The sequence below is a fragment of the Thermoanaerobacter brockii subsp. finnii Ako-1 genome, assembly GCF_000175295.2.
Classification (GTDB): domain Bacteria; phylum Bacillota; class Thermoanaerobacteria; order Thermoanaerobacterales; family Thermoanaerobacteraceae; genus Thermoanaerobacter; species Thermoanaerobacter pseudethanolicus.
In genome coordinates this window covers 1,061,377-1,083,395 of record NC_014964.1, presented here as the reverse complement: position 1 = coordinate 1,083,395, position 22,019 = coordinate 1,061,377, and the positions used below count along the sequence as shown (strand labels likewise).

Genomic DNA, 22,019 nt, shown 5'->3' with positions numbered 1-22,019 from the left:
GCTCAAAGCCACTTTTGATTAAAACTTTATTAATGAAATTATATCATATCCGTCAAGCTTTTTTCTACCATCTAAAAAAGTTAATTCAGTCAAGAAAATAATAGAATCTACAATTCCCCCTAAGCTTTCCACCAATTTTGCAGAAGCGTAAATTGTGCCTCCTGTCGCCAACAAATCGTCGACTATCACTACTCTTTGTCCCTCTAAAACAGCATCTTTGTGTATTTCAAGAGAATCTGTCCCATATTCCAGTTCATATTCATAGCTTAAAGTCTCTGCCGGCAATTTACCCGGTTTTCTTACAGGAACAAATCCTACTCCTAATCTGTAAGCCAGTGGCGCTCCAAACAAAAAGCCTCTTGCTTCCGGAGCAGCAATGAGATCAAATTTTCTCCCTTCCAATGCCTTAGCCAGCATTTCTATAGAATAATTAAAAGCTTTCGCATCTTTTAAAACAGGTGTAATATCTTTAAATTTTATTCCTTTTTTAGGAAAATCAGGTATTTCTCTAATCATCATTTTAATTTCTTCCAGCGTCATTACAAAAACCTCCTTAAATTTTCTGGCTGACAATGAACTTGGCAAATTCAATAAACTCTTTTTTAGCTGAAAATATCTGTTGCATTATTTGAGTTTGTTCAATATTAACCTTTTGTGACACAGAATTTTTACTTAACATAAAAATATTATCACGTTCTTTTACATTTATCAATCCTATTTCTTTCATTGCTTTTATGCAAAATGAAAATTTTATTGGATTTAAATTCAGTTGTGGATGCAAATGATCTTTAAATAAAATGTTGTTTCCTTCTTCTATAAATTTGTAAAGTTTAATAAAGTCCTTTCTTTGAGGAAAAATTTCGTCAAAGGATTTTAAGTTATAATATATATCTGCTTCTTTAAAAACTAAATGAATCCTCTTTCCTTGTGAATGAGAAAGAATGTGGTAAAAGATTTCTTTTTTAAAGGGTATATCATAAATAATTATATCATCGTAGTATTTTAATGGTTTTAAAGAATTTGGGAAAAATAGTATACCATTTTCTTTTTTACAATCCACATTGCATAAAGAAAAATCCAAAAACTTTTCTTTTTTGAGATATCTAAGTAATGACCTAAGTTCTACAATTGTATTTACTATGACAACTGTTTTGCTTTCTCCTTTAAAAAGTTTCAGCACATATTCCCACTTATTATTAATTCCTCTTTGGTCAATTATATAATCAACTTTTTTGTCTATCTCTTTTTTGTCGGGCTTATACTCTACCATGATTTTGCTCAAGTTTTTATAGTAGGAAAACAAAGGCAACTTAATTCTTAAATCTTTTACATTTATCACTACTAACTCTATACCGTTCCAGCTATTTATTTCAATGCTTCCCACAACATCTATTACATCTCCTATTTTTACATCGTTTCCTTTTTCTGATGCATCAAATAGCATAAGCTCATACACAAACTTGTCTTTTTGGACGATGATTTTTTTGTATTTTCCACCATTTAAGTCAAATACTTTTGTAACTGTCAAACCCTCAAATAAAAAATTAGGCCGAGGATTATTGCTGCCAAAAGGTTTAAACCTTTGAACTTGTTTAGCTATTTCTATATCTATCTTTTCATTTTTAACCTTTGCATCTATTCTTAAACTTGGAATTAAATCAAGATCACTAAGCACCGTATCAGCGTATTCATTTATCTTAGTTTTAAAAATCTCCAAATTGTTTTTTTCAATATTTATTCCAGCAGCCATTTCATGACCGCCATATTTTATCAAATAATCTTTACAGTATTCTAATGCTTTATACAAATTAAAGCCTTCTATGCTTCGCCCTGAACCTTTTCCTTCCCCTTCTCCTAAACTTATAAGTATAGAAGGTCTATGAAACCTTTCTGTTATCCGGGATGCCACAATTCCAATAACACCTGGATGCCAATTTTTATCCCACAGTACAATTACTTTTTCCTTATTTAAATCAACCGTCTCTTTTATTTTTTTGATTGCTTCCTGAAGTATTTGATTTTCTATTTGTTGCCTATTTAAATTTTCTTGATTTAAATATTCTGCTATCTCTTCTACTTCTTTTTCATCTTGGCTTATCAATAACCTCACAGCCGCTTCTGCACTTCTTAATCGCCCTGCAGCATTGAGGCGAGGAGCTAAGATAAATCCCACATGATATTCATCAATTTCAATATTTTCCAATCCAGAAGCTTTTATGATGGCTTTTAAACCTATATTTTGTGTTTCATTTAGTCTTTTTAGCCCTTCTTTTACAATTATTCTGTTTTCTCCTAATAAAGGAACAATATCTGCAATAGTTCCTATTGAAACAATATCCAAAAGTTCATAAGCTTCTTCTCCAATAAGAGCTTGTGACAGTTTAAAAGCAACTCCCACCCCTGCCAGGTCACAAAAAGGGTATTCACTATCAGGTAAATGAGGATTTATCACAACGTCTGCTTGTGGTATCTCCTTAGGGATACTGTGGTGGTCAGTTATAATTACATCTATTCCCAAAAATTTAGCTTTTTCCACTTCCTTAACAGAGGTTATACCACAGTCTACACTAATTATAAGTTTTGTTCCTCTCTGTGCAATTTTGTCTATCGCTTCTTCATTTATACCATATCCTTCAACTAATCTTTCTGGTATGTAATAATCCACTTTTGCCCCTAATTTTTTTAAGGTTAAATATAGGATAGAGGTAGCAGTAATTCCATCTACATCGTAATCCCCATAAATGGTGATTAGATCCTTCGAGGCAATATGTTGTTGTATCAAATCTTTTGCCTCTTTTATTCCCCTTAGAAGATAAGGAGAGTACAAATCTTTCAAATCAGGATTTAAAAAACTCTTAACTTCTTGGAGGTTTAATCTTGCTGAAAGCATATCAGCAATTATTTTGGGTAACCCATAAGTTTTTTGTACTTCTTCAGACAATCGAGAATCTTTATTCTCCTTCAAAATCCACCTGTAAATTTTGGACATCAAATCACCCACAAATTCTCCTATTTTTTTCTCCTCTCAATTATAAAGATTCGATAAAAGACCCATAAGCACAGAAGTAAAGCAACCACATAGCCAAAAAGCCCCAATGCATTGTAGCCGAAAATTTTATATCCCCCTTGAAATGTCAAAACCAATGAAGAAGCTACAATTAATGCTGATGCTATGATACTTATAATAACTTTATTCACCATAATATTTAAGTCATAACGTAAGCTTTCACTTTCATCAAGGTTTATTCTAACTTTTATATCGTCTTTTATAAGCTTTGTCATTATACTTTGGATTTTAAAAGGAAGCTTTCTCAATACTATTATTGCCTTATGTAAATCTTTCGAGTTTTCTTTTAATATTTTAGTTAAACTGATGTTTCTCAAATATACCTCTTTTATAAAATCTTTTGCCACACTAGAAATGCTAAAATCGGGATCTAAGCTTCTGCCTACACCTTCTACTGTAGCTAAGGACTTGAGAAGTAAAGTAAACCCTGGAGGTAAAATCAGCTTATGCTTATAAACAGTTGACATTATTTTCCTCATTGAATCATTCACACTGATATTTTTTAGAGGAGTATTGTAAAAATAATTTATTATATGGCTCAAATCAGACTTAAGAGTTCTAAGGTTAGTATCAGGCCTTATGGCACCCATGTCCGACAAAACTTCTATTACTTCCTCAATATCATTCTCAGCAAAAGCTTTAAAAAGGTCAATTATCATTTCCCTTGAGGATTTATCAAGGTAGCCTACAATTCCAAAATCTATATATGAAATTTTGCCATCATTTGTAATTAAGATATTGCCAGGATGGGGATCTCCGTGGAAAAGACCAAATTCATAAACTTGTAAAAATATAGCCCATGCTCCCTCTCTTGCAATTTTCTTTAAATCAAAGCCTTTTTTAACAAGTAAATCTCTATTTTTTACACTTATACCTTCTACGTACTCCATTGTAAGAACGCGCTTTGTAGTGTATCCCCAATATACTTTAGGTATGTAGATATAACTTTCCTTTTCAAAATTTTCTCTAAAGCGTTCGGCATTATTCCCTTCTTGTGTGTAATCCAATTCATTGAGAAGAGATTCGGCTAATTCATCAACAATTTCTACAAAATCCAAAGGAGCATCAACTATACGCTCATTCAAAATTTTAGCAATATTCTTTAGAATTATTATATCAGCATTTATCTTTTGGGATACTTCTGGACGCTGTACTTTAACAACGACATCTTTCCCTTCTTTAATTTTTGCCCTATAAACTTGTCCAATAGAAGCTGAAGCAATAGGAGTTTCATCAAAATAAATGAAAAAATCCGATATTTTGCCTTTTAATTCACTTTCTAAAATATTCTTTATAGTTACAAAGTCTTCTGGTTCTACATCATCTTGAAGTTTAGCAAGTTCCAATAAAATATCATGGGGAATAAGGTCCCCTCTTGTACTTAAAAGCTGTCCCATTTTTATAAAAGTAGGACCTAATTCCTCTAATGTTTTCCGAATCCTCTCTCCTGCTCCCATGTAATCATGACTTTTCAGTATATGAAAAGGTATATGTCCACCTTTTAATAAAATATCAGAAATAAAACCAAAACCATTTTTAGTTAAAATCTTTAATATCTCTTTATATCTTCTGGTAATATTTTTATTTCTAAAAATAAAAGGCAAATTCATTTTTTCACCTCAATAAAAATCTAGTAGCATTATCTCTAAAAAGAGATATTATGCCACTAGATTTTTTGTATTTATTTAAAACTTAGGCTTTTATAGGTTTATTAGAGGTTTTTCTTCTCTTTTCTCTATTCTTAATTAATACCCAAAGAGGAGTAGAGATAAATATCGAAGAATATGTTCCCGAAATTATCCCAATAAGCAAAGGCAATGCGAAATCTTTCAATGCCTTGGGTCCTAAGAAATACATTAAAACAAGGATAATCAACGTAGTCAAAGTTGTATTTATTGACCTTGTAAGAGTCTGATTTACACTAACATTTGCAATTTTTGCATAATCCGATCTTCTCATGATTTTTAAGTTATCCCTTATTCTGTCAAAAATTACGACAGTAGCATTCACAGAATAGCCAAATACAGTTAAAACTGCTGCTATAAAAGGAGCGTTAACTGTTATGTGAAAAATAGCATATATAGAAATTAATATAATCACATCGTGGAGTAAAGCAATAACTGCAGCCCCACTCATTTCAAATTCAAACCTAAATCCTAAATAGATAAACATTACAGCAGAAGCCAGCAATAGAGCACGTATCATTCCAAATTTTATTTCTGCGCCTAAAGAAGGTCCTACTTGTTGTGACATTATCAGATCGTTTTCCGTTAAATTATATTTTGACTCTATATCTTTTATTATAGAAAGTCGAGTTTCATTAGATATTGGGCTTGTCTTTATTGAAACAGTATCTCCCTTTGTGCCTATTTTCTGCACTTGAAAGTCTTTGACTTTATAATTGTTTAATATTTTTATGATGTCAGCAGTATCAAAAGATTTGCCAATTTGGAATTCCATTATTGTTCCACCAGTAAAATCTATACCCCAATTAAATCCATTTACAAACATTGCTATTACACCAATTAAGATTACAATTCCTGATATCGCAAACCAAATCTTAGTTTTACCAATGACGTCTATATGAAATCTGTGTTGATTCACTCAATTTCCCTCCTACGCTCCGTAAAATTTTATATTTCTTGTCAAATCCAAATCGACAAGTGCAAGCAACAAAAATCTCGTTACAGTTATAGCTGTAAACAAGCTGGATATGACACCTATTAGAAGTGTTAAAGCAAAACCTTTCACATTTCCAGAGCCCATGTAAAAAAGTATAATAGCACCGATAATAGTAGTCATATTAGCATCAAAAATGGCTCTGAAGGCCCTTGCAAAACCTGCCTCTAAAGCAGCTCTTATGCTTTTACCAGCCCATAGTTCTTCTTTAAATCTTTCAAAAATTAAAACATTAGCATCAACAGCCATACCAATTGACAATAGGAAGCCTGCAATCCCTGGTAAATCTAAGGTTATATTAAATAAAGCATAAATTATTAAATCTATCAATATATATATTAAAAGGGCTATATCTGCCATTACTCCTGGCAATCTATAAAAAACTGCCATAAATAGTAAAATAAGTAGTACACCATATATACCAGCTTTTACACTAGCATTATAGGCACTAGGGCCTAAAGTTGCACCTACAGAACTATAGGCTATTGGTTTTAATGTAACAGGTAGAGAACCAGCTCTTATAAGAGTAGCTAATTCAGATGCTTCTTGGAAATCCTTCAAGCCTGTAATGACTGCATTTCCATTTGTGATAACGTTTTGCACAGTTGGAGCGGAAATTACCTTATCATCTAAAAGTATTGCGATTGGTTGCTCTATAAACTTTTGTGTTGCTTCTGCAAATTTTTTTGTACCTTCCGCATCAAGTACAAGTGTAACTTCTGGTTGTTGCACACCTGTTTGACTCTGACCATATACTGCTTTAGAGTCTTTAACATTGGCACCAGTTAGTATTACTTGTCCATCTGGACCTACAAATTTTAATTGAGCAGTTTTACCTATTATTTCTATTGCTTTGTCAGGGTCTTTCATACCAGGTAATTCTACACGAATTCTATTTGAACCCTGTTGAGCTATCACAGGTTGTGTTACACCCAGGGCATCCACCCTGTTTTTTATAACCGCAATCGCTTTATCTATCGCGTCTTGTGTAACATCCCCCTGAGCTTCTAATAATACATAAACGCCACCTCTTAAATCTAGCCCTAATCTTATGTGCTTTTGCACAGGACTTATAGAGTAATTACCCACATTTATTCCAAAAAATGCTACATATGCAACTATTGCTGCAATAAGAACAACAGAAAAAAATTTGATAAAACCTCTACTTCTCATTCGAATCCTCCTTCATAATTCAACTATTTTCTATTATATTACTTTTATTGTAAACGGTCAATTTCCCAAAGTTGGAAAAATGTAATTTTGCTAATTCTACATAATGTTCATAGGAGCGATGAATATTTTCAATTTCCTCTTGAGTAAGTTTCCTTATAACTTTTGCAGGATTTCCAAAAGCAAGACTGCCCTCTGGAATCTTTTTACCTCCTGTTACCAATGAACCAGCTCCAATTATACAATCATCTCCTATCTCTGCATCATCTAATATAATCGTTCCCATACCTATTAGTACATTATCTCCTATCTTACAAGCATGAACTATCGCCCCATGTCCTATTGTACAGTAATTTCCTATATAACAGGGATGTCCCTCTGTAACATGTACAACACAATTATCTTGTATATTAGTTCCTTCTCCAACAACTATTTTATCTATATCTCCTCTCAGCACAGCCCCATACCATATATTTGCATCTTTTTTTATTTCTACATCTCCAATAACCTCTGCTGTTTCCGCTATATACGCCTCATCATCTATTTTGGGCTTCATACTTTTATATTCCTTTATTATCATTTTCCTCACCCTTTAGCATTTGATATGCTTTTATGGCAATCGCATTTTCAAAACGCCTTTTTTGCATTTCACAAGCCAGCTCGTAAGGTTTATTAATATCTCCATTTATGTTGTAGTTATTTGCAAAGCAACCTCCACTGCAATAGAACCTCGCCCAACATTTCGTACATTCTTCTTTTTTGTAAATATCGCTTTCCATAAATTTTTGCTGTAATTCTTTATTAGTTATACCTTCTTCAAGATTCCCTAATTTAAATTCCTCAATACCCACAAATTGATGGCAAGGATAAATATCCCCATCGGGAGTCACCGCTATATACTCAAAACCAGCACCACAGCCTTGAAGTCTTTTTTTAATGCAAGGCCCTCCTTCTAAATCTATTTTAAAATGATAAAAAGAAAAAGGCCTTCCTTCTTCGTATCTCTTTACATATTCTTCTGCTAATCTGTCATATTCATTTAAAATTCTCTCTAAATGCTCTTCCTTTAATGTATAGTCTTTATCTTCTTTTTCAACTACCGGCTCTACAGATATTTCATAAACTCCCAAATCAGCAATATGCAACACATCATTAGCAAAATCCAAATTTTTTGCTGTAAAAGTCCCTCTCACATAGTATTCTTTTTTCCCTCTTGATTCAACGAATTTTTTTATTTTTGGAACTATTGTATCATAACTTCCACTGCTGTCTACACGTATCCTCATGCTGTCATTTACTTCTTTTCTTCCATCCAAACTAAGTACCACATTAGAAAAATTTTTATTAAAATACTTTATTTTCTCATCATCCAGCAAAACCGCATTGGTTGTTATGGTAAATTTAATTACTTTTTTATTTTCTTTCGCCTTTTCTTTTCCATATTCTACTAACTGCTTGACTACCTCAAAATTTAAAAGGGGTTCACCGCCAAAAAAATCAACTTCAATGTTTCGCCTTTTCCCAGAACTTTTTATTAAAAAATCAATTGCTTTTTTGCCCGTCTCAAAATCCATCAACTTGCGGCTACCTTTAAAATCCCCAGTAGAAGCAAAACAATATTTGCACCTTAAATTGCAATCGTGAGCAACATTTAAACACATCGCTTTTATAACAGAATCATTTCTCGACACTGGAATATCTTTATATATATCTTCTGAAAATAATAACCCTTTTTCTTTTAATTCATCAATTTCTGCAATAGCTTCCAGTATATCTTCTTTTTTATATTTATGCTGAAGTAAATTTACAATTTCTTCTTTTGAGTGATTTTCATAAAAGTCCAAAATATCATAAATAATATCGTCTACCACATGGATAGAGCCACTTACCGGATCTACTACAATATTCATTCCCAGTCTTTTAAATTTATGCATTAGCTCTGACATTTTTTAACCTCCATTGCAAGTTTAAATGGCAGTAATTACACTTTACTGCCATTTGAGTAATATGTATTAATATTGACACTCTTGGTTTGCTACAGTACAAGAGGTTTTACAAGCAGACTGACAGGATGCCTGGCATTCGCCGCAACCTGGCTTTTTTAAGCTATTTTTTAACGTTGGCCTGTTAATTGTTATAACACGCTTCATTTTTCTTCCCTCCTCTTCCTGATTTATTATAACACATAAAGAGAAGGAATTAAAGCTATAAATTGATACCTATCATACCACCTAAAGCTCCTAAAATAGCTCCCCAAGCGTATTTTACTGCCCAAGAAGAAGTAGGCTCTAATTCTTTTACAAAAAATGCTCCCAAAATCAACATAACAGTTACATATAAAATACCAGCAATTCCTCCATTTAACCATCCTTTGCTAGTAGTATGCCTTGCTGATAAAGCACCTGATAAAACTATGCCTGTTATAGTTATCAACAAAGTAAGGGTAGGTAAAGTTAGTTCAGATACGGCTGTAAAAGTCAAAAGCAAAGCGTAAATTATGAAAAAACTAAGAGTGATAATGTATGCTATTAAAACCCCTGTAAAAATTCCAGTAATATTTATGCCAGTTCCCTTTTCCACACCAAACCTTCCTTTCAAAGTCTCACCCCCACAGTTTTCTTACTAATATGTATGCTTTTTATCTTAAACATAGTACATAAAAAAGATGCGGCAAACCGCATCTTATCATTTCTCTTCTTTATCGCTTTTGTCACTGGCAGAACTTACAACTCCACCTACTGCCCACTTTGCAATCTTGAGCCTTACCTTATCTGCACCCATTTCTAATGTTATCACATCATCTTTTATGTTTAGAATTTTACCATAAAAACCACTTTTTGTAATAATCTCATCACCTGGTTTTAAAGAATCCAGCATTTCTCTCTCTTTCTTTTGTCGCCTTTGTTGAGGTAAAATCAATAAAAAGTAAAAGATTGCAACAAAAATAAGCATCTGAACAATTACGTAAGTCGTTTCGGGATTCATCAATACTCCTCCTTATAACCATATTTTTTAAAAAATTGTTTTTTAAATTCAAGCAGCCGGTCTTGCCTTATAGCTTCCCTTATCCTCTCCATCAATTTAATAAGGAAATATAGGTTGTGTATAGTTGCAAGCCTTGCTGCTAAAATTTCGTTAGCCTTAAATAAATGTCTTATATAGGCTCTTGAATAATTTCTACAAGTATAACAATCACATTCTTCGTCTAAAGGAGAAAAGTCCTCCGCATAAGGAGCATCTCTTACTATTAATTTGCCCTTGCTGGTAAAAACTGTCCCATTTCTAGCAATTCTCGTCGGAAGCACGCAGTCAAACATATCAACTCCTCGTATTACTCCCTCTATAAGGTCATCAGGACTTCCCACCCCCATAAGATATCTCGGTTTGTCTTCAGGTAAATATTCTGTAGTTAAATCTACAATGTCGTACATTACATTCTTTGGTTCTCCTACGCTTAATCCACCTATAGAGTATCCAGGAAAATCCATATCTACTAATCTTTGAGCACACTCTTTTCTTAAATCTTCATAGGTCCCTCCTTGGACAATTCCAAAAAGAGCTTGTTTTTCAGTATTTTTGTGGGCTCTTTTTCCCCTTTCAGCCCATTTAATAGTAAGTTCCATAGATTTTTTTACATAATCGTAATCTGCAGGATAAGGTGCACACTCGTCAAAAGACATCATTATATCCGAACCTAAAGCATTTTGTATTTCTATTACTTTTTCGGGAGTAAAAAAGTGCCTAGAGCCATCTATATGAGACCTAAATTCTACACCGTCTTCTGTAATTTTTCTTAAAGAATTCAAGCTAAAAACTTGAAATCCTCCACTGTCTGTTAAAATTGCTCTATCCCAATTCATAAATTTATGAAGGCCACCAGCTTTTTCTATAATCTTATGCCCCGGCCTTAGATAAAGATGATAAGTGTTGCTTAAAATAATCGTCGCTCCAATTTCCTTTAATTCTTCAGGAGTCATAGATTTTACAGTTGCTTGTGTTCCTACTGGCATAAACACAGGCGTTTCTATAATTCCATGTGGAGTCTCTAATATTCCTAATCTCGCATTTGTTCTGCTATCTTTTTTGATGAGCCGATATTTAATCGCTGCCATTATATCCTCCTATTCTGCTCAAATTATAAGCATTGCATCTCCAAAGCTAAAAAATCTATATTTCTTTTCAACGGCTATTTTATAAGCCCTCATTATGTTTTCCTTACCAGCAAAAGCTGACACCATCATAATTAGAGTAGACTCAGGTAAGTGAAAATTTGTTATCATGCCGTCAATAGCTTTAAATTTGTAACCAGGATATATAAAAATATCAGTCCAACCACTTTTTTCTTTTATATAACCATCTTCATCAGCAACTGTTTCAAGAGTTCGAGTAGAAGTCGTACCGACTGCTATGATTCTTCCTCCACTTTTCCTAGTCTCATTTATTTCCTCAGCTGCTTCTTTTGTAACAATGTAAAATTCTTCATGCATTTTATGATTTTCAATTACTTCTTCCTTTACAGGTCTAAAAGTACCTAACCCTACGTGAAGAGTAATAAAAACAGTTTTTACTCCCATTTGCCTTATTTTTTCTAATAACTCTTCTGTGAAATGAAGCCCTGCAGTAGGAGCAGCTGCAGAACCTTCATATTTTGCGTAAACAGTTTGGTATCTGTCTTTATTTTTTAATTTTTTCTTGATATAAGGGGGAACAGGCATTTCGCCTAATTTATCCAATACTTCTTCAAATACTCCTTCATAATAAAATCTTACTATCCTTCCCCCTACATCTGTAGTATCCAAAATTTCTGCTATTAACTCTCCATTTCCAAACACAAATTTTGACCCTATTTTGGCTCGCCTTCCGGGTTTTACTAATATTTCCCATTCATTATTGGATATTCTTTTTAAAAGAACAAATTCTATTTTTCCACCCGAGTCTTCTCTTCTTCCAATAAGGCGTGCAGGAATTACTTTAGTGTTATTGAGTACTAAACAATCCCCTGGTTTTAAATATTTTGTTATGTTTTTAAAAATATCATGTTCTATTTCACCGGTTTTTTTATTTAAAATCATTAATCGAGAACTTGCTCTGTCTTCTAAAGGTTCTTGTGCAATTAATTCTTCTGGTAGTTCAAAGTAAAACTCACTGCGCTTCATATCTTACTCCATCCTTTTATTGTTTTGTTTATAATTTGTCCATAAAAAACTTATTTTATAAATCTATAGCATACGAACATGGTACTGATTATACCTTTAAATCAAATTTTTTTCAATAGACAAAAAATTATCTTCTAAAAAGCCAAAAAATTAATGTTAAAAACAGACTTAATAAAAGGCTTGTCATAATAGGAAAATAAAAAGTGAAATTTCCTTTTTGATAAACTATATCTCCCGGCAAACGTCCTAAGCCAATTTTTGAACCCACGGAAAAAAGCACCCCTATTAAAATTAATATAGCTCCCATAAATATCAACATTTTGCCAAAACTATCAAACACCTTCTATCCTCCCCTGTTCTATATAAGGATATTTAAGGTAATCATAAGCCAATTTTGTAACAACTCTCCCTCGCGGAGTCCTGTTTAAAAAACCTATTTGCAAAAGATAAGGTTCATAAACATCCTCTATTGTATCCCCATCTTCTCCTATTGATGCAGCAATAGCATCGATTCCTACAGGACCACCCCCAAACTTTTCTATAATAGAAACCAAAATCTTTCTATCAATGTATTCTAATCCTATCTCATCTACACCTAATACGTCTAAAGCTTCTTTGGAAGTTTTAAAATCAATGTATCCATTTCCTCTTACTTGTGCGAAATCTCTCACCCGTTTTAAAAGTCTATTGGCAATTCTGGGAGTCCCCCGTGACCTTTTAGCAATCTCCAAAGCGGCCTTTTCATCAATTCCAATGTTTAAAATATTCGCTGACCTTTTAATTATTTCTTTTAATTCCTCCACAGAATAGTAATCCAAACGGTTTATAACCCCGAATCTGTCTCTCAAAGGAGAAGTCATAAGCGCAGCTCTTGTGGTAGCACCAATTAAAGTAAAACGTGGAAGGCTAAGCCTTATAGACCTGGCACTTGGACCTTTTCCTATTACTATATCCAATTCAAAGTCTTCCATTGCAGGATATAGAATCTCTTCTACACTTCTATTAAGCCTGTGAATCTCATCTATAAAAAGTATGTCATTTTCCTGTAAATTAGTCAAAATTGCTGCCAAATCTCCCGACTTTTCTATAGCAGGACCTGAGGTTATTTTTATTCCTACTCCCATTTCATTAGAAATTACTGTGGCTAAAGTCGTTTTCCCAAGGCCAGGAGGACCATATAATAGGACATGGTCAAGGGGCTCTTTCCTCATCTTAGCGGCTTCTATGTAAATTTTTAATTCCTCTTTTATCTTTTGCTGACCTATATACTCAGAAAGCCACCTAGGACGCAAACTGTATTCGGAGGCATCTTCCTGTGTAAAATTTTGAGTTAGTATTCTTTCCTCCATTTAATTCACCCTATTTCATTAATTTTTTCAAAGCTTGCTTTACAGCATCTTCTACGCTATCACAGGTGATATCTGCCAAAGCATAAATAGCTTCACTCTTGGTGTAACCCAACGCTAATAAAGCTTCTAAAGCCTCATTTGAAAAATTATTATCACCTTCAAAAACTATTTCTTTTGGAAGCTTATCTTTTAATTCCAAAATAATTCTCTCAGCAGTCTTTTTGCCTATTCCCGGAGCTACTGTAAGAGCTTTATAATCGCCTGCGTTAACTGCTTTTACAAAATTGTCAATAGAAACCACGGACAAAATAGACAAAGCTCCTTTCGGCCCTACACCACTAACAGACAATAATTTTTCAAACAAATCTAGCTCTTCTTTTGTTTTAAAGCCAAAAATTTGAAAACCATCTTCTCTCACCTGTAAATATGTATAAAGCTTGGTTATATTTCCTTTAGAAGGTAAAACTTTTAAAGTAGAAAAGGGAACAAAAACCTTTATACCTATACCCATAAAGTCAATCACTACGTAATCTTGTCCAATATCTTCAATTATCCCTCTAACATACTCAATCATCTTGAATACCCCAGCTTTTCAATCATATTGTTACTGTGACAATGGCATATAGCAACTGCCAAGGCATCAGCTACATCGTCAGGTCTAGGAATTTCCTCAAGATCTAATAAAGCCTTCACCATTTGTTGAACTTGATGTTTATCTGCTCTTCCGTACCCTACCACTGCTTGTTTAACTTGCAAAGGAGTATATTCAAAAACCTTTATTCCCGAATTGACAGCGGCTAAAATAGAAACTCCTCTGGATTCTCCAATAGTTATGACAGTCTTTGCGTTTTTATTGTAAAAAAGCTCTTCTATAGCCACTACATCAGGGCTGTATGATTTTATAAGTGATATAATTCCATTATATATATCGTGTAGGCGCAAAGCCTTATCAATACCAGCTTTTGTAGTAACTGCACCGTAGTCTATAACAGTAAACTTATTGGATTTGTAATCTATTATACCATAGCCCATTATGGCAATTCCAGGATCTATCCCTAATACCCTCATTATATCCCCTCTCCTTTTATTTATTTTAACATCAATGACCTTTATAAACAAGAAAAAGTTCTCCTAAAAACATAGGAGAACTTAAGAGCTTAAATTTGCTAATATTTGGTATGCTTCGTCTTTGTCTTTTGTAATTATATTTTCCATCACTCTTTCTCTGTCAAAAGGTGTTAAACTGTCCAGTGGTATGTCGGTTTTCTCTACAATTTCCTTATTGCCATTTCCGTCACTTTTTAATAAAACCACATATCCATTTATACTAGAAATTATATAATAATCTGCAGGCAACCCTTCTTTTTCTCTATAGAGAACTATTTCCTCTTCATCAAAACTTTTAACTTTCCAACTACTATATATCTTTGCAATTTCTTCCTTGCTTTTTCCATAAAGAGAAGGGGTTAAATTTTGAACTTCACGCACTATTTCTCCATTTTCAAGATATTTAGTTTCAAATATAAGTTTACTTTGAGAAATTAATTTTTTGGCAAGAGCTTCTTGCTGAGAAGTAATCTTCTGTTCATAAGTTATATTTTTTTCTGTTTTTTGCTGCTCCCTATCTTTAACGTTAATTAAATACCCAACCATCACTCCTATAAATATAGCTAACAAATATATCATAACCAATTTATAGGAAATTAACTTTTTCATAGCATCTCCTCCTGTTTTATGTAATTATAACCAATTTTAAAAAATTTATTCTCTTTGCAGGATTTTGTCAAAAAATATCGAATAATATCTATAAGGGAGGAGATGATAAAGTGGCAAATCAAATTGTAGTTTTTAAATTAAACAATGAAGACTTTTGCGTAGACATTAATCAGGTAATAGAAATTATACGGCTTCAGACGATTATTAAAGTACCTGATGCCCCTTCTTTTGTAGAAGGCATAACTAATCTAAGAGGAACAGTTATTCCTATTGTAGATTTAAAAAAGCGTTTTAATTTGCCTTTATCAGAAAAAAATGACAACAATCGGATTATTGTAGTAAATGTCACTAACAGACCAGTAGGTTTCATCGTAGACTCAGTAACAGAAGTTTTACATATAGACGATAGTTCCATCCAAGAAGCTCCAGACATAATAAAAGGAATTGGGAAAGAGTATATAACATCTATTATCAATTTAAACGACAGATTAATAATCAACTTAGACTTACATAAAGTTTTAACAGAAAAAGAAAAGAAAGAGATAGAAGAAATGTAGCCTCTTCTATCTCTTTCTTTTATTCGTCATTTTCGTCTTCTATTTCCACATTGTGATAAACGTTTTGTACATCGTCATTTTCCTCTAATTTGTCAATTAATTTTTCGAATTTCTCATAGTCTTCAGGACTTAGTTGTATAGTATTTTTAGGAAGCATAGTAACTTCTGCTTCTGAAATCTTATACCCCGCTTTTTCAATCGCTTCTTTTACTTCTTGAAAATTTGAAGGTTCAGTGATTATTTCGAATTCTTCATCTTCTGCAGAAAAGTCTTGCGCGCCGGCATCTATTGCAACCATCGCTAACTCGTCTTCATCAATAGAATTATCTTTTTCAACAATTATAATTCCGACTTTGTCAAACATCCACGTAACAGAACCAGCTGCTCCTAAACTACCACCATGCCTATCAAAAATATGCCTTATTTCACCAGCAGTTCTGTTTTTATTGTCAGTCAAAGCTTCAACAATTATGGCAGTACCAGAAGGACCGTATCCTTCATATATTACTTCTTCTAAATTAGCTCCTCCTAATTCACCGGTACCTTTTTTAATAGCCCTTTGTATATTTTCATTTGGCAAATTATTAGCTTTTGCCTTTTCTATAGCATCTCTTAATTTACTGTTAGTGTTAGGGTCTCCACCGCCTTCTTTAGCCGCTTTTATAATATCTTTGGTAAGCTTTGTAAAAATTCTCCCCTTTTTAGCGTCCATTTTCTCTTTTTTGTGTTTTATATTAGCCCATTTTGAATGCCCTGACATAAAAAAACCTCCTTTACTGTGTCTAAAATATTTTAACACAATAATATAAGGCTTGTAAATCTAATCCTCTCTAAAAAGTTGTGTGCTTAAATACCTCTCTCCACTGTCAGGAGCTATTGCTAAAACCTTTTTACCTTTGCCTAATTTCTTAGCAACTTCAATTGCTGCCCATAAGGAAGCACCTGTAGAAATTCCTCCAAGTATGCCTTCTTTTTTTGCTAAAAGACGAGTCACCTCAAAGGCATCTTCATCTTTTACAGCAATTACTTCATCTATGACATTTTTATCTAACACCTTAGGAATGAAGCCTGCCCCAATCCCTTGAATCTTATGAGGACCAGGCTCTTTACCAGAAAGTACTGCTGCTGAATAGGGCTCTACTCCAATAATTTTTATATTAGAAAATTTATTTTTTAATATTTTTCCTACTCCTGTAATAGTTCCTCCCGTACCTACACCTGCAACAAAAACATCAAGTCCTTCGTTAAAATCTTCAATTATCTCTTTGGCAGTAGTCTCTTCATGAATTAACGGATTTGCAAAATTTTCAAACTGTTGTGGCATAAAATAGTTTTTATTCTGCCTTACTAATTCTTCCGCTTTTTTTATAGCGCCTTCCATCCCCAATTTGCCAGGGGTAAGAACTACTTCTGCCCCATATGCCGTTAAAAGCATTCTTCTTTCCATACTCATAGTATCGGGCATAACTATTATTACCTTATACCCTTTTGCTGCCCCTACCATCGCTAACCCTATCCCTGTATTTCCGCTGGTAGGTTCAATAATTACACTTCCTTTTTTTAATTTTCCTTCTTTTTCTGCCTTTTCTATCATGGAAAAAGCTACCCTATCTTTAACACTGCCTGCCGGATTAAAAAATTCTAATTTTAAATAAATTTCCGCCCATTCTTTTTCAACAATTTTATTTAACTTAACAACTGGCGTTTTTCCAATCAGCTCAAAAACATTGTTGGCAATCATAAAATTTACCTCCATTTGCACATTACTATAAAAATTTTAAACTTTCTAAGCTAAACATGTCAAATGGAAATTAGAATATCAAAAGAATTTAGTGAAAAAATAATAATATCAAGCTGTAAAAGGTGATAAAAATGACTGATAAACTAAAACTTTTCTCTATAGGCTTTATAACTGGTATCGTAAACGGTCTTTTAGGTACAGGAGGAGGCACTTTAATAGTCCCAGCATTGGTATTTTTGCTTGGCATAGAAGACCATAAGGCTCATGCTACAGCAATTTCAATTATACTTCCTATCACTCTAGTCAGTAGCTTAGTGTATTTGCAAAATAAAATAATCGACATCCCTTTAACTATTAACATAGCTATAGGAAGTACGATAGGAGGAATTATTGGCGCATATTTTCTTAATAAACTCTCCATACCTTTATTAAGAAAAATTTTTGGAATAATAATGCTTATAGCTTCCGTCAGGATGTGGATATCATGAAACTATTTCTAATAGGACTTTTTTCAGGAATTGTAGGAGGAATGGGAATTGGAGGAGGGACAATTCTCATTCCTGCCTTGACAATCTTTATTGGAACCGAGCAACACATTGCTCAAAGCGTTAATCTTTTTTCTTTTATTCCTACAGCAATTATCGCATTAATATACCATTTTAAAAGTAAAAACATAAAGTATAAAATCATATTGCTTATAATAATAGGTGGAATGATAGGAAGTTTTGTTGGAGCTATTATAGCAGCAATCACAAAAGCCTTTATATTAAAAAAAATATTCGCTGTTTTTTTATTCTGTATGGGAATATACGAATTTTTCTCAAAACCTCGCAAATAATCAAATAAGAGGAGATGGCTCTCCTCTTACTTCCTCTTATCGGTTTCCAACATTACACAGGTATTATAAATAACTTTTAGCCCAAGGTTTTTAGCTTTTTCCACCAGTTCCTCACTTTCTGCCCCCGGTTGGAACCAAATAAATTCCACACCTAATTTTGCCGCTTCCTCTAGGTACTGTCCACCTCTATTAGGAGGAACTACCATATCTACAACTTCTGGTATTACAGGTAAGCTCGATAAAGACTCATAGCAAGGATCTCCATCTACTTCTTGAAATTTTGGATTAACAGGATAAGCTGTATACCCGTTCAATTTAAGAGTTCGATAAATTTGATAGCCATATTTACTCTCTCGAGGGAGTGCTCCTACTACAGCCCACACCTTTCTTTTCATAGCTTCTTCCACGTAATCTATGTAGGAATAATCCCACTCCATTCTTTTTAACCTCCTAAATTCAATAGGGTCTTAATTAATGCGCCCCCATTTACTTTTCTCTCTTCCTTTTATAAGGGATAAAGTTTATGTCCCATAATATTCATCGCCTTTTTTAAAAAGGTATACATCTTCCTCAATTTTTATATCACACCTTTTACTTGTCAAATCATTTATAAAAGTTTGAAATTCTAATAGATGGTCTTCTTCAATATGTAATACTATAGAAACTCTATCTGAATATATAATATCCTTAATGTAATAACCTTTTTTTAAAAGCTCATTTTGAATTCTTCCCAGGAAAGTATAATCAAAAGTGAGTATAACACTTTTCGCAGGTATTTTTTCTATTATTCCAGCAGCATCAATACCTACTTTTGCCCCTTTTGTATAAGCTCTCACTAAGCCTCCTGCTCCTAACAATATTCCGCCAAAATACCTTGTAACTACAACAACAACGTTTTTTAATCCTTCTTTTTTTATTACATTTAATACAGGTATGCCTGCTGTGCCAGAAGGCTCTCCATCATCACTAAAACGCTGAATTTCATCATTTTCTCCAATAACATAAGCGTAAACGTTATGGGTTGCCATTCTGTGACTTGCCCTAATTTCCTCTATAAATTTTATTGCCTCTTCCTCTGAAGAAACTGGTTTAGCATGTCCAATAAATTTGGAACGCTTTATTTCAATTTCAGCAACTCCGTAAGAATATAGTGTTTTATAACTTTTAGCCAAAATAGCACCCCTTTGTCATTATACCAAATTATAATCAAAAAATAAAGCCGTTGCCGGCTTTATTAGGCTTTATTAGGCTTTATTAGGCTTTATTAAAGCTTTTCCGCTTTATGCCAGAGCCTTCGTCAACGTCTTATATTTAAAGTAAGAAACGTTTACAAGTGATTTGTCTTGACTATAGGTAATCATCTCCAAAGCCTTGTCTATAGGATAAAATCCTCCATCAACAAAACCATCTTCCTTGCTAATATTAAATTCCTCATCGGCGGTAGTCATGAGATACCAAATGATTTTATTAAAGACAGGACGTTGACGGGTAACAGAATAGAATTCGTAGCTGGTTTCACCAGCAGTAGAAAGGACTTCAACAGATTTAAGACCTGTTTCAGCACAGACTCTTCTTATGGCCACATCAATAGGCAATTCATTATTTCTAATAACCCCTTTTGGTAACACCCACTCCCCCTTCTCATTTTTGAGGATGAATACATTATCTCCTTTAAATACAACTCCTCCAGCGCAATCTCTTATTAACATTTCCAAGCCCCCTAAAATTTTTATTTTTTCTCTTAATATAATATTCTTTAAAAACTCTTAAATTCCTTCTCAAATTTTTAATTTTATTTTTATTTTTCCGCATATCTCCACAATTATACATCAAAATTTAATTTTCCCATCATAAAATTAATTTACCAGTATAAAAATCTTCAAATTAATAAAAAATATCTAATGTACAAAACAAGGAAGGAGAGTTTTAAATGCATATAATTTATCACTGTTATGGTGGAACACATACTTCTGTTATAGCCGCTTATATACATACCGGAAAACTGTCAATGGACAAAATTCCCTCTCGAGAAGAAATAGAAAACATACCTTTGTTTGATAAATTAAATGGTCAAAACGACCCTGGTCACATTGTCCCAATTGGCACAGATGAGTATGGAAACAATATATACTCTATGGGAGTAAAAAATGCTAAAAAATTGATTGAACCAGCTCTCAAAGATTTGTATTATCATATTTTTAACACAAATGAAGGTCTTCTGTTAATTGACACTACTGCTGCTACCAATTGGATCATGAAGATTGGAGGATTTACTTCTATAGCCTTAAAATTTCCTGTTATAGGAAGGCCTTTAGTCATTTATGGTACGCAAAAAGCTTATAAAAAAATTGTTCAAATAGTTAAAAATGTAAAAGCTCAAGAAAAAGCAGAATACAATGCTATTAAACGATGATAAAATCTTTAAATCTTTCTTTTGTTTCTTTTTGTACCTCCGCTTTTATTATTATCCCTTTTTCATCATAACTTTCTTCAATTACTTTTGTTTTTTCTTTTAAATAATTGTATTCTTTGGTTTTATCATAAGGCAGGAGGAAATTAACTATTTCTACGTCTTTAAAAATCTCTTTTTCTATTGCCTGCAATAATTTATCAAGTCCTATTTTGTTTTTAGCAGAAATGTAAATTTCTTTTTCATTCCCTTTTGGCACTACATCTAAAAGGTCAATTTTATTAAAAACATTTATTCTTGGAGTATTAATAACATCTAAATCTGAAAGAACCTTTTCTACAACCTTTATCTTTTCCTCCATATCTGGCGAAGTCACATCAATTACATGAAGCAATAGATCTGCATATTTAGCCTCTTCCAATGTAGATTTAAAAGCTTCCACTAGGTCGTGGGGCAATTTTCTAATAAAACCTACAGTATCAATCAAAATCACTTCTCTCCCTGAAGGCAAAACAAGTCTTCGCGCAGTAGGGTCAAGGGTTGCAAATAATTTATCTTCTACGTACACTTCCGCATTAGTTAAAGCATTAAGCAGCGTGGATTTTCCTGCATTTGTATACCCTACTATCGCTATCACAGGAATACGGTTTTTCTTACGCCTTTCCCTTTGTAAACTTCTATGCCTTTCTATTTCTTCTAACTTCTTTTCTATCGCTTTTATTCTATTCTTTATATGCCTTCTATCTGTCTCTAATTTTGTCTCACCAGGACCCCTTGTACCTATTCCACCACCTAATCTTGAAAGTTGTCCACCAAGACCTACAAGTCGGGGCAAGCGATACTTTAATTGAGCTAATTCAACTTGTAACATTCCTTCTCTTGACTTTGCTCTTTTTGCAAATATATCAAGGATAAGATTTGTTCTATCAATAACTTTTACATTTAAAAAGTCTTCTATATTTTTAATTTGTGTACCGGTAAGTTCATCATTGACAATGACAAGGTCAACTTCTTGATTTTCAACAAAGAATTTTAATTCTTCCAGCTTTCCTTTACCAATATAGTGAGCTTTGTCAATTGTATTGCGCTTTTGTGTCATTATTCCTACTACTTCAGCTCCAGCTGTTAAAGCAAGCTCCTTTAATTCCTCCATACTTTCCTCATATTCAGGTGTAGAAACAATTCCTACTAAAATAGCTCGTTCTTTATATCCTTCTCTATTTAATTCCTCCATAACATCACCAGCCTAAAAAACTTTGTAACTATAATATATTTTATTTTTAGACAAAAAGCAATTCTTTTTAAATTATGGTTCCAGATAAAAAGGAGCCTTCTT

At 33.1% G+C, this 22,019-nt stretch carries 27 protein-coding genes; 4 read left to right on the top strand and 23 right to left on the bottom strand.

Annotated elements, in window-relative coordinates; all coding sequences use genetic code 11:
* Positions 1 to 18: 18 nt before the first annotated feature.
* The 17 genes from THEBR_RS05230 to THEBR_RS05155 all read right to left on the bottom strand — a co-directional run bounded on the left by THEBR_RS05230 (position 19) and on the right by THEBR_RS05155 (position 15,137).
* Positions 19 to 540, bottom strand: a complete 522-nt coding sequence (locus THEBR_RS05230; protein ID WP_003869770.1) for an adenine phosphoribosyltransferase — start codon at positions 538 to 540, stop codon at positions 19 to 21.
* 13 nt (positions 541 to 553) lie between these two features.
* Positions 554 to 3,001: a single-stranded-DNA-specific exonuclease RecJ gene (recJ, locus tag THEBR_RS05225; RefSeq protein WP_013570804.1), complete on the bottom strand. Its 2,448-nt coding sequence runs from the start codon at positions 2,999 to 3,001 to the stop codon at positions 554 to 556.
* 8 nt (positions 3,002 to 3,009) lie between these two features.
* Entirely contained in the window at positions 3,010 to 4,677 is a 1,668-nt protein-coding gene (ubiB, locus tag THEBR_RS05220; protein ID WP_012269275.1) for a 2-polyprenylphenol 6-hydroxylase, read from the bottom strand.
* 82 nt (positions 4,678 to 4,759) lie between these two features.
* Positions 4,760 to 5,671, bottom strand: a complete 912-nt coding sequence (secF, locus tag THEBR_RS05215; RefSeq protein WP_003868510.1) for a protein translocase subunit SecF — start codon at positions 5,669 to 5,671, stop codon at positions 4,760 to 4,762.
* 12 nt (positions 5,672 to 5,683) lie between these two features.
* A complete protein-coding gene (gene secD, locus THEBR_RS05210) occupies positions 5,684 to 6,919 on the bottom strand; it encodes a protein translocase subunit SecD (RefSeq protein ID WP_003868511.1) in 1,236 nt (411 codons plus the stop codon).
* A gap of 19 nt (positions 6,920 to 6,938) precedes the next feature.
* Complete coding sequence (locus THEBR_RS05205) at positions 6,939 to 7,496, bottom strand: gamma carbonic anhydrase family protein (protein ID WP_012269274.1); 558 nt, start codon at positions 7,494 to 7,496, stop codon at positions 6,939 to 6,941.
* Positions 7,477 to 8,862, bottom strand: a complete 1,386-nt coding sequence (gene scfB / locus THEBR_RS05200) for a thioether cross-link-forming SCIFF peptide maturase (RefSeq protein ID WP_012269273.1) — start codon at positions 8,860 to 8,862, stop codon at positions 7,477 to 7,479. Before scfB ends, THEBR_RS05205 begins: the two co-directional genes overlap by 20 nt.
* Before the next feature lie 66 nt (positions 8,863 to 8,928).
* Positions 8,929 to 9,066, bottom strand: a complete 138-nt coding sequence (gene scfA, locus THEBR_RS11775; RefSeq protein ID WP_009052293.1) for a six-cysteine ranthipeptide SCIFF — start codon at positions 9,064 to 9,066, stop codon at positions 8,929 to 8,931.
* 55 nt (positions 9,067 to 9,121) lie between these two features.
* A complete protein-coding gene (locus THEBR_RS05195; RefSeq protein ID WP_003868514.1) occupies positions 9,122 to 9,514 on the bottom strand; it encodes a TIGR04086 family membrane protein in 393 nt (130 codons plus the stop codon).
* 87 nt (positions 9,515 to 9,601) lie between these two features.
* Positions 9,602 to 9,901, bottom strand: coding sequence for a preprotein translocase subunit YajC (yajC, locus tag THEBR_RS05190; protein WP_003868515.1), 300 nt, complete (start codon positions 9,899 to 9,901; stop codon positions 9,602 to 9,604).
* Entirely contained in the window at positions 9,901 to 11,028 is a 1,128-nt protein-coding gene (gene tgt / locus THEBR_RS05185) for a tRNA guanosine(34) transglycosylase Tgt (protein WP_003868516.1), read from the bottom strand. The genes yajC and tgt overlap by 1 nt, the downstream gene beginning before the upstream one ends.
* A gap of 18 nt (positions 11,029 to 11,046) precedes the next feature.
* Positions 11,047 to 12,072: a tRNA preQ1(34) S-adenosylmethionine ribosyltransferase-isomerase QueA gene (gene queA / locus THEBR_RS05180; RefSeq protein WP_003868517.1), complete on the bottom strand. Its 1,026-nt coding sequence runs from the start codon at positions 12,070 to 12,072 to the stop codon at positions 11,047 to 11,049.
* A 127-nt stretch (positions 12,073 to 12,199) separates the two neighbouring features.
* Entirely contained in the window at positions 12,200 to 12,412 is a 213-nt protein-coding gene (locus THEBR_RS05175; protein ID WP_003868518.1) for a DUF2905 domain-containing protein, read from the bottom strand.
* Entirely contained in the window at positions 12,405 to 13,421 is a 1,017-nt protein-coding gene (gene ruvB / locus THEBR_RS05170) for a Holliday junction branch migration DNA helicase RuvB (RefSeq protein ID WP_003868519.1), read from the bottom strand. The genes THEBR_RS05175 and ruvB overlap by 8 nt, the downstream gene beginning before the upstream one ends.
* A 10-nt stretch (positions 13,422 to 13,431) precedes the next feature.
* Positions 13,432 to 13,995, bottom strand: coding sequence for a Holliday junction branch migration protein RuvA (gene ruvA, locus THEBR_RS05165; RefSeq protein ID WP_003868520.1), 564 nt, complete (start codon positions 13,993 to 13,995; stop codon positions 13,432 to 13,434).
* Positions 13,992 to 14,489 (bottom strand): crossover junction endodeoxyribonuclease RuvC, encoded by a 498-nt coding sequence (gene ruvC, locus THEBR_RS05160; RefSeq protein ID WP_009052289.1) that lies wholly within the window; start codon positions 14,487 to 14,489, stop codon positions 13,992 to 13,994. Before ruvC ends, ruvA begins: the two co-directional genes overlap by 4 nt.
* A gap of 81 nt (positions 14,490 to 14,570) precedes the next feature.
* Positions 14,571 to 15,137 carry a hypothetical protein gene (locus THEBR_RS05155; RefSeq protein WP_003868522.1) on the bottom strand — a complete coding sequence of 189 codons (567 nt, stop codon included), beginning with the start codon at positions 15,135 to 15,137 and terminating at the stop codon, positions 14,571 to 14,573.
* Positions 15,138 to 15,247: 110 nt separating this feature from the next.
* Here THEBR_RS05155 and THEBR_RS05150 point away from each other — a divergent pair, with 110 nt between their 5' ends.
* Complete coding sequence (locus tag THEBR_RS05150; protein ID WP_003868523.1) at positions 15,248 to 15,694, top strand: chemotaxis protein CheW; 447 nt, start codon at positions 15,248 to 15,250, stop codon at positions 15,692 to 15,694.
* A gap of 19 nt (positions 15,695 to 15,713) precedes the next feature.
* Here THEBR_RS05150 and THEBR_RS05145 read toward each other — a convergent pair whose 3' ends face one another.
* Both THEBR_RS05145 and cysK read right to left on the bottom strand, forming a co-directional pair.
* Positions 15,714 to 16,454: a YebC/PmpR family DNA-binding transcriptional regulator gene (locus THEBR_RS05145; protein ID WP_003868524.1), complete on the bottom strand. Its 741-nt coding sequence runs from the start codon at positions 16,452 to 16,454 to the stop codon at positions 15,714 to 15,716.
* A gap of 60 nt (positions 16,455 to 16,514) precedes the next feature.
* Entirely contained in the window at positions 16,515 to 17,435 is a 921-nt protein-coding gene (gene cysK, locus THEBR_RS05140) for a cysteine synthase A (RefSeq protein ID WP_003868525.1), read from the bottom strand.
* Between the two features lie 131 nt (positions 17,436 to 17,566).
* On the opposite strand from cysK, the gene THEBR_RS05135 reads away from it, so the two are divergent.
* Together THEBR_RS05135 and THEBR_RS05130 are read left to right on the top strand one after the other, a co-directional pair.
* A complete protein-coding gene (locus THEBR_RS05135) occupies positions 17,567 to 17,923 on the top strand; it encodes a TSUP family transporter (RefSeq protein ID WP_003868526.1) in 357 nt (118 codons plus the stop codon).
* Positions 17,920 to 18,273, top strand: a complete 354-nt coding sequence (locus THEBR_RS05130; protein ID WP_009052288.1) for a sulfite exporter TauE/SafE family protein — start codon at positions 17,920 to 17,922, stop codon at positions 18,271 to 18,273. The genes THEBR_RS05135 and THEBR_RS05130 overlap by 4 nt, the downstream gene beginning before the upstream one ends.
* Positions 18,274 to 18,299: 26 nt before the next feature.
* Here the strand turns inward: THEBR_RS05130 and THEBR_RS05125 are convergent, their stop codons facing one another.
* From THEBR_RS05125 to THEBR_RS05115, 3 genes are all read right to left on the bottom strand, one after another.
* Entirely contained in the window at positions 18,300 to 18,710 is a 411-nt protein-coding gene (locus THEBR_RS05125; RefSeq protein WP_003868528.1) for a CoA-binding protein, read from the bottom strand.
* 84 nt (positions 18,711 to 18,794) lie between these two features.
* Positions 18,795 to 19,445 (bottom strand): YigZ family protein, encoded by a 651-nt coding sequence (locus THEBR_RS05120; protein WP_003868529.1) that lies wholly within the window; start codon positions 19,443 to 19,445, stop codon positions 18,795 to 18,797.
* A gap of 108 nt (positions 19,446 to 19,553) precedes the next feature.
* Positions 19,554 to 19,982, bottom strand: coding sequence for an NUDIX hydrolase (locus THEBR_RS05115; RefSeq protein ID WP_009052287.1), 429 nt, complete (start codon positions 19,980 to 19,982; stop codon positions 19,554 to 19,556).
* 221 nt (positions 19,983 to 20,203) lie between these two features.
* On the opposite strand from THEBR_RS05115, the gene THEBR_RS05110 reads away from it, so the two are divergent.
* Entirely contained in the window at positions 20,204 to 20,686 is a 483-nt protein-coding gene (locus tag THEBR_RS05110; RefSeq protein ID WP_012269272.1) for a DUF3189 family protein, read from the top strand.
* Here the strand turns inward: THEBR_RS05110 and hflX are convergent.
* Positions 20,676 to 21,917: a GTPase HflX gene (gene hflX / locus THEBR_RS05105; protein WP_012269271.1), complete on the bottom strand. Its 1,242-nt coding sequence runs from the start codon at positions 21,915 to 21,917 to the stop codon at positions 20,676 to 20,678. The genes THEBR_RS05110 and hflX overlap by 11 nt on opposite strands.
* Positions 21,918 to 22,019: the final 102 nt, after the last annotated feature.

Coding starts and splice junctions, on each gene's coding strand:
- scfA (WP_009052293.1), bottom strand. CDS start 9,066: ATGAAGCGTGTTATAACAATTAACAGGCCAACGTTAAAAAATAGCTTA.
- THEBR_RS05205 (WP_012269274.1), bottom strand. CDS start 7,496: ATGATAATAAAGGAATATAAAAGTATGAAGCCCAAAATAGATGATGAG.
- ruvA (WP_003868520.1), bottom strand. CDS start 13,995: ATGATTGAGTATGTTAGAGGGATAATTGAAGATATTGGACAAGATTAC.
- queA (WP_003868517.1), bottom strand. CDS start 12,072: ATGAAGCGCAGTGAGTTTTACTTTGAACTACCAGAAGAATTAATTGCA.
- THEBR_RS05155 (WP_003868522.1), bottom strand. CDS start 15,137: ATGAAAAAGTTAATTTCCTATAAATTGGTTATGATATATTTGTTAGCT.
- yajC (WP_003868515.1), bottom strand. CDS start 9,901: ATGAATCCCGAAACGACTTACGTAATTGTTCAGATGCTTATTTTTGTT.
- THEBR_RS05135 (WP_003868526.1), top strand. CDS start 17,567: ATGACTGATAAACTAAAACTTTTCTCTATAGGCTTTATAACTGGTATC.
- THEBR_RS05145 (WP_003868524.1), bottom strand. CDS start 16,454: ATGTCAGGGCATTCAAAATGGGCTAATATAAAACACAAAAAAGAGAAA.
- THEBR_RS05125 (WP_003868528.1), bottom strand. CDS start 18,710: ATGGAGTGGGATTATTCCTACATAGATTACGTGGAAGAAGCTATGAAA.
- THEBR_RS05130 (WP_009052288.1), top strand. CDS start 17,920: ATGAAACTATTTCTAATAGGACTTTTTTCAGGAATTGTAGGAGGAATG.
- cysK (WP_003868525.1), bottom strand. CDS start 17,435: ATGATTGCCAACAATGTTTTTGAGCTGATTGGAAAAACGCCAGTTGTT.
- THEBR_RS05115 (WP_009052287.1), bottom strand. CDS start 19,982: ATGTTAATAAGAGATTGCGCTGGAGGAGTTGTATTTAAAGGAGATAAT.
- THEBR_RS05230 (WP_003869770.1), bottom strand. CDS start 540: ATGACGCTGGAAGAAATTAAAATGATGATTAGAGAAATACCTGATTTT.
- ubiB (WP_012269275.1), bottom strand. CDS start 4,677: ATGAATTTGCCTTTTATTTTTAGAAATAAAAATATTACCAGAAGATAT.
- secD (WP_003868511.1), bottom strand. CDS start 6,919: ATGAGAAGTAGAGGTTTTATCAAATTTTTTTCTGTTGTTCTTATTGCA.
- THEBR_RS05110 (WP_012269272.1), top strand. CDS start 20,204: ATGCATATAATTTATCACTGTTATGGTGGAACACATACTTCTGTTATA.
- ruvC (WP_009052289.1), bottom strand. CDS start 14,489: ATGAGGGTATTAGGGATAGATCCTGGAATTGCCATAATGGGCTATGGT.
- tgt (WP_003868516.1), bottom strand. CDS start 11,028: ATGGCAGCGATTAAATATCGGCTCATCAAAAAAGATAGCAGAACAAAT.
- hflX (WP_012269271.1), bottom strand. CDS start 21,917: ATGGAGGAATTAAATAGAGAAGGATATAAAGAACGAGCTATTTTAGTA.
- ruvB (WP_003868519.1), bottom strand. CDS start 13,421: ATGGAGGAAAGAATACTAACTCAAAATTTTACACAGGAAGATGCCTCC.
- scfB (WP_012269273.1), bottom strand. CDS start 8,862: ATGTCAGAGCTAATGCATAAATTTAAAAGACTGGGAATGAATATTGTA.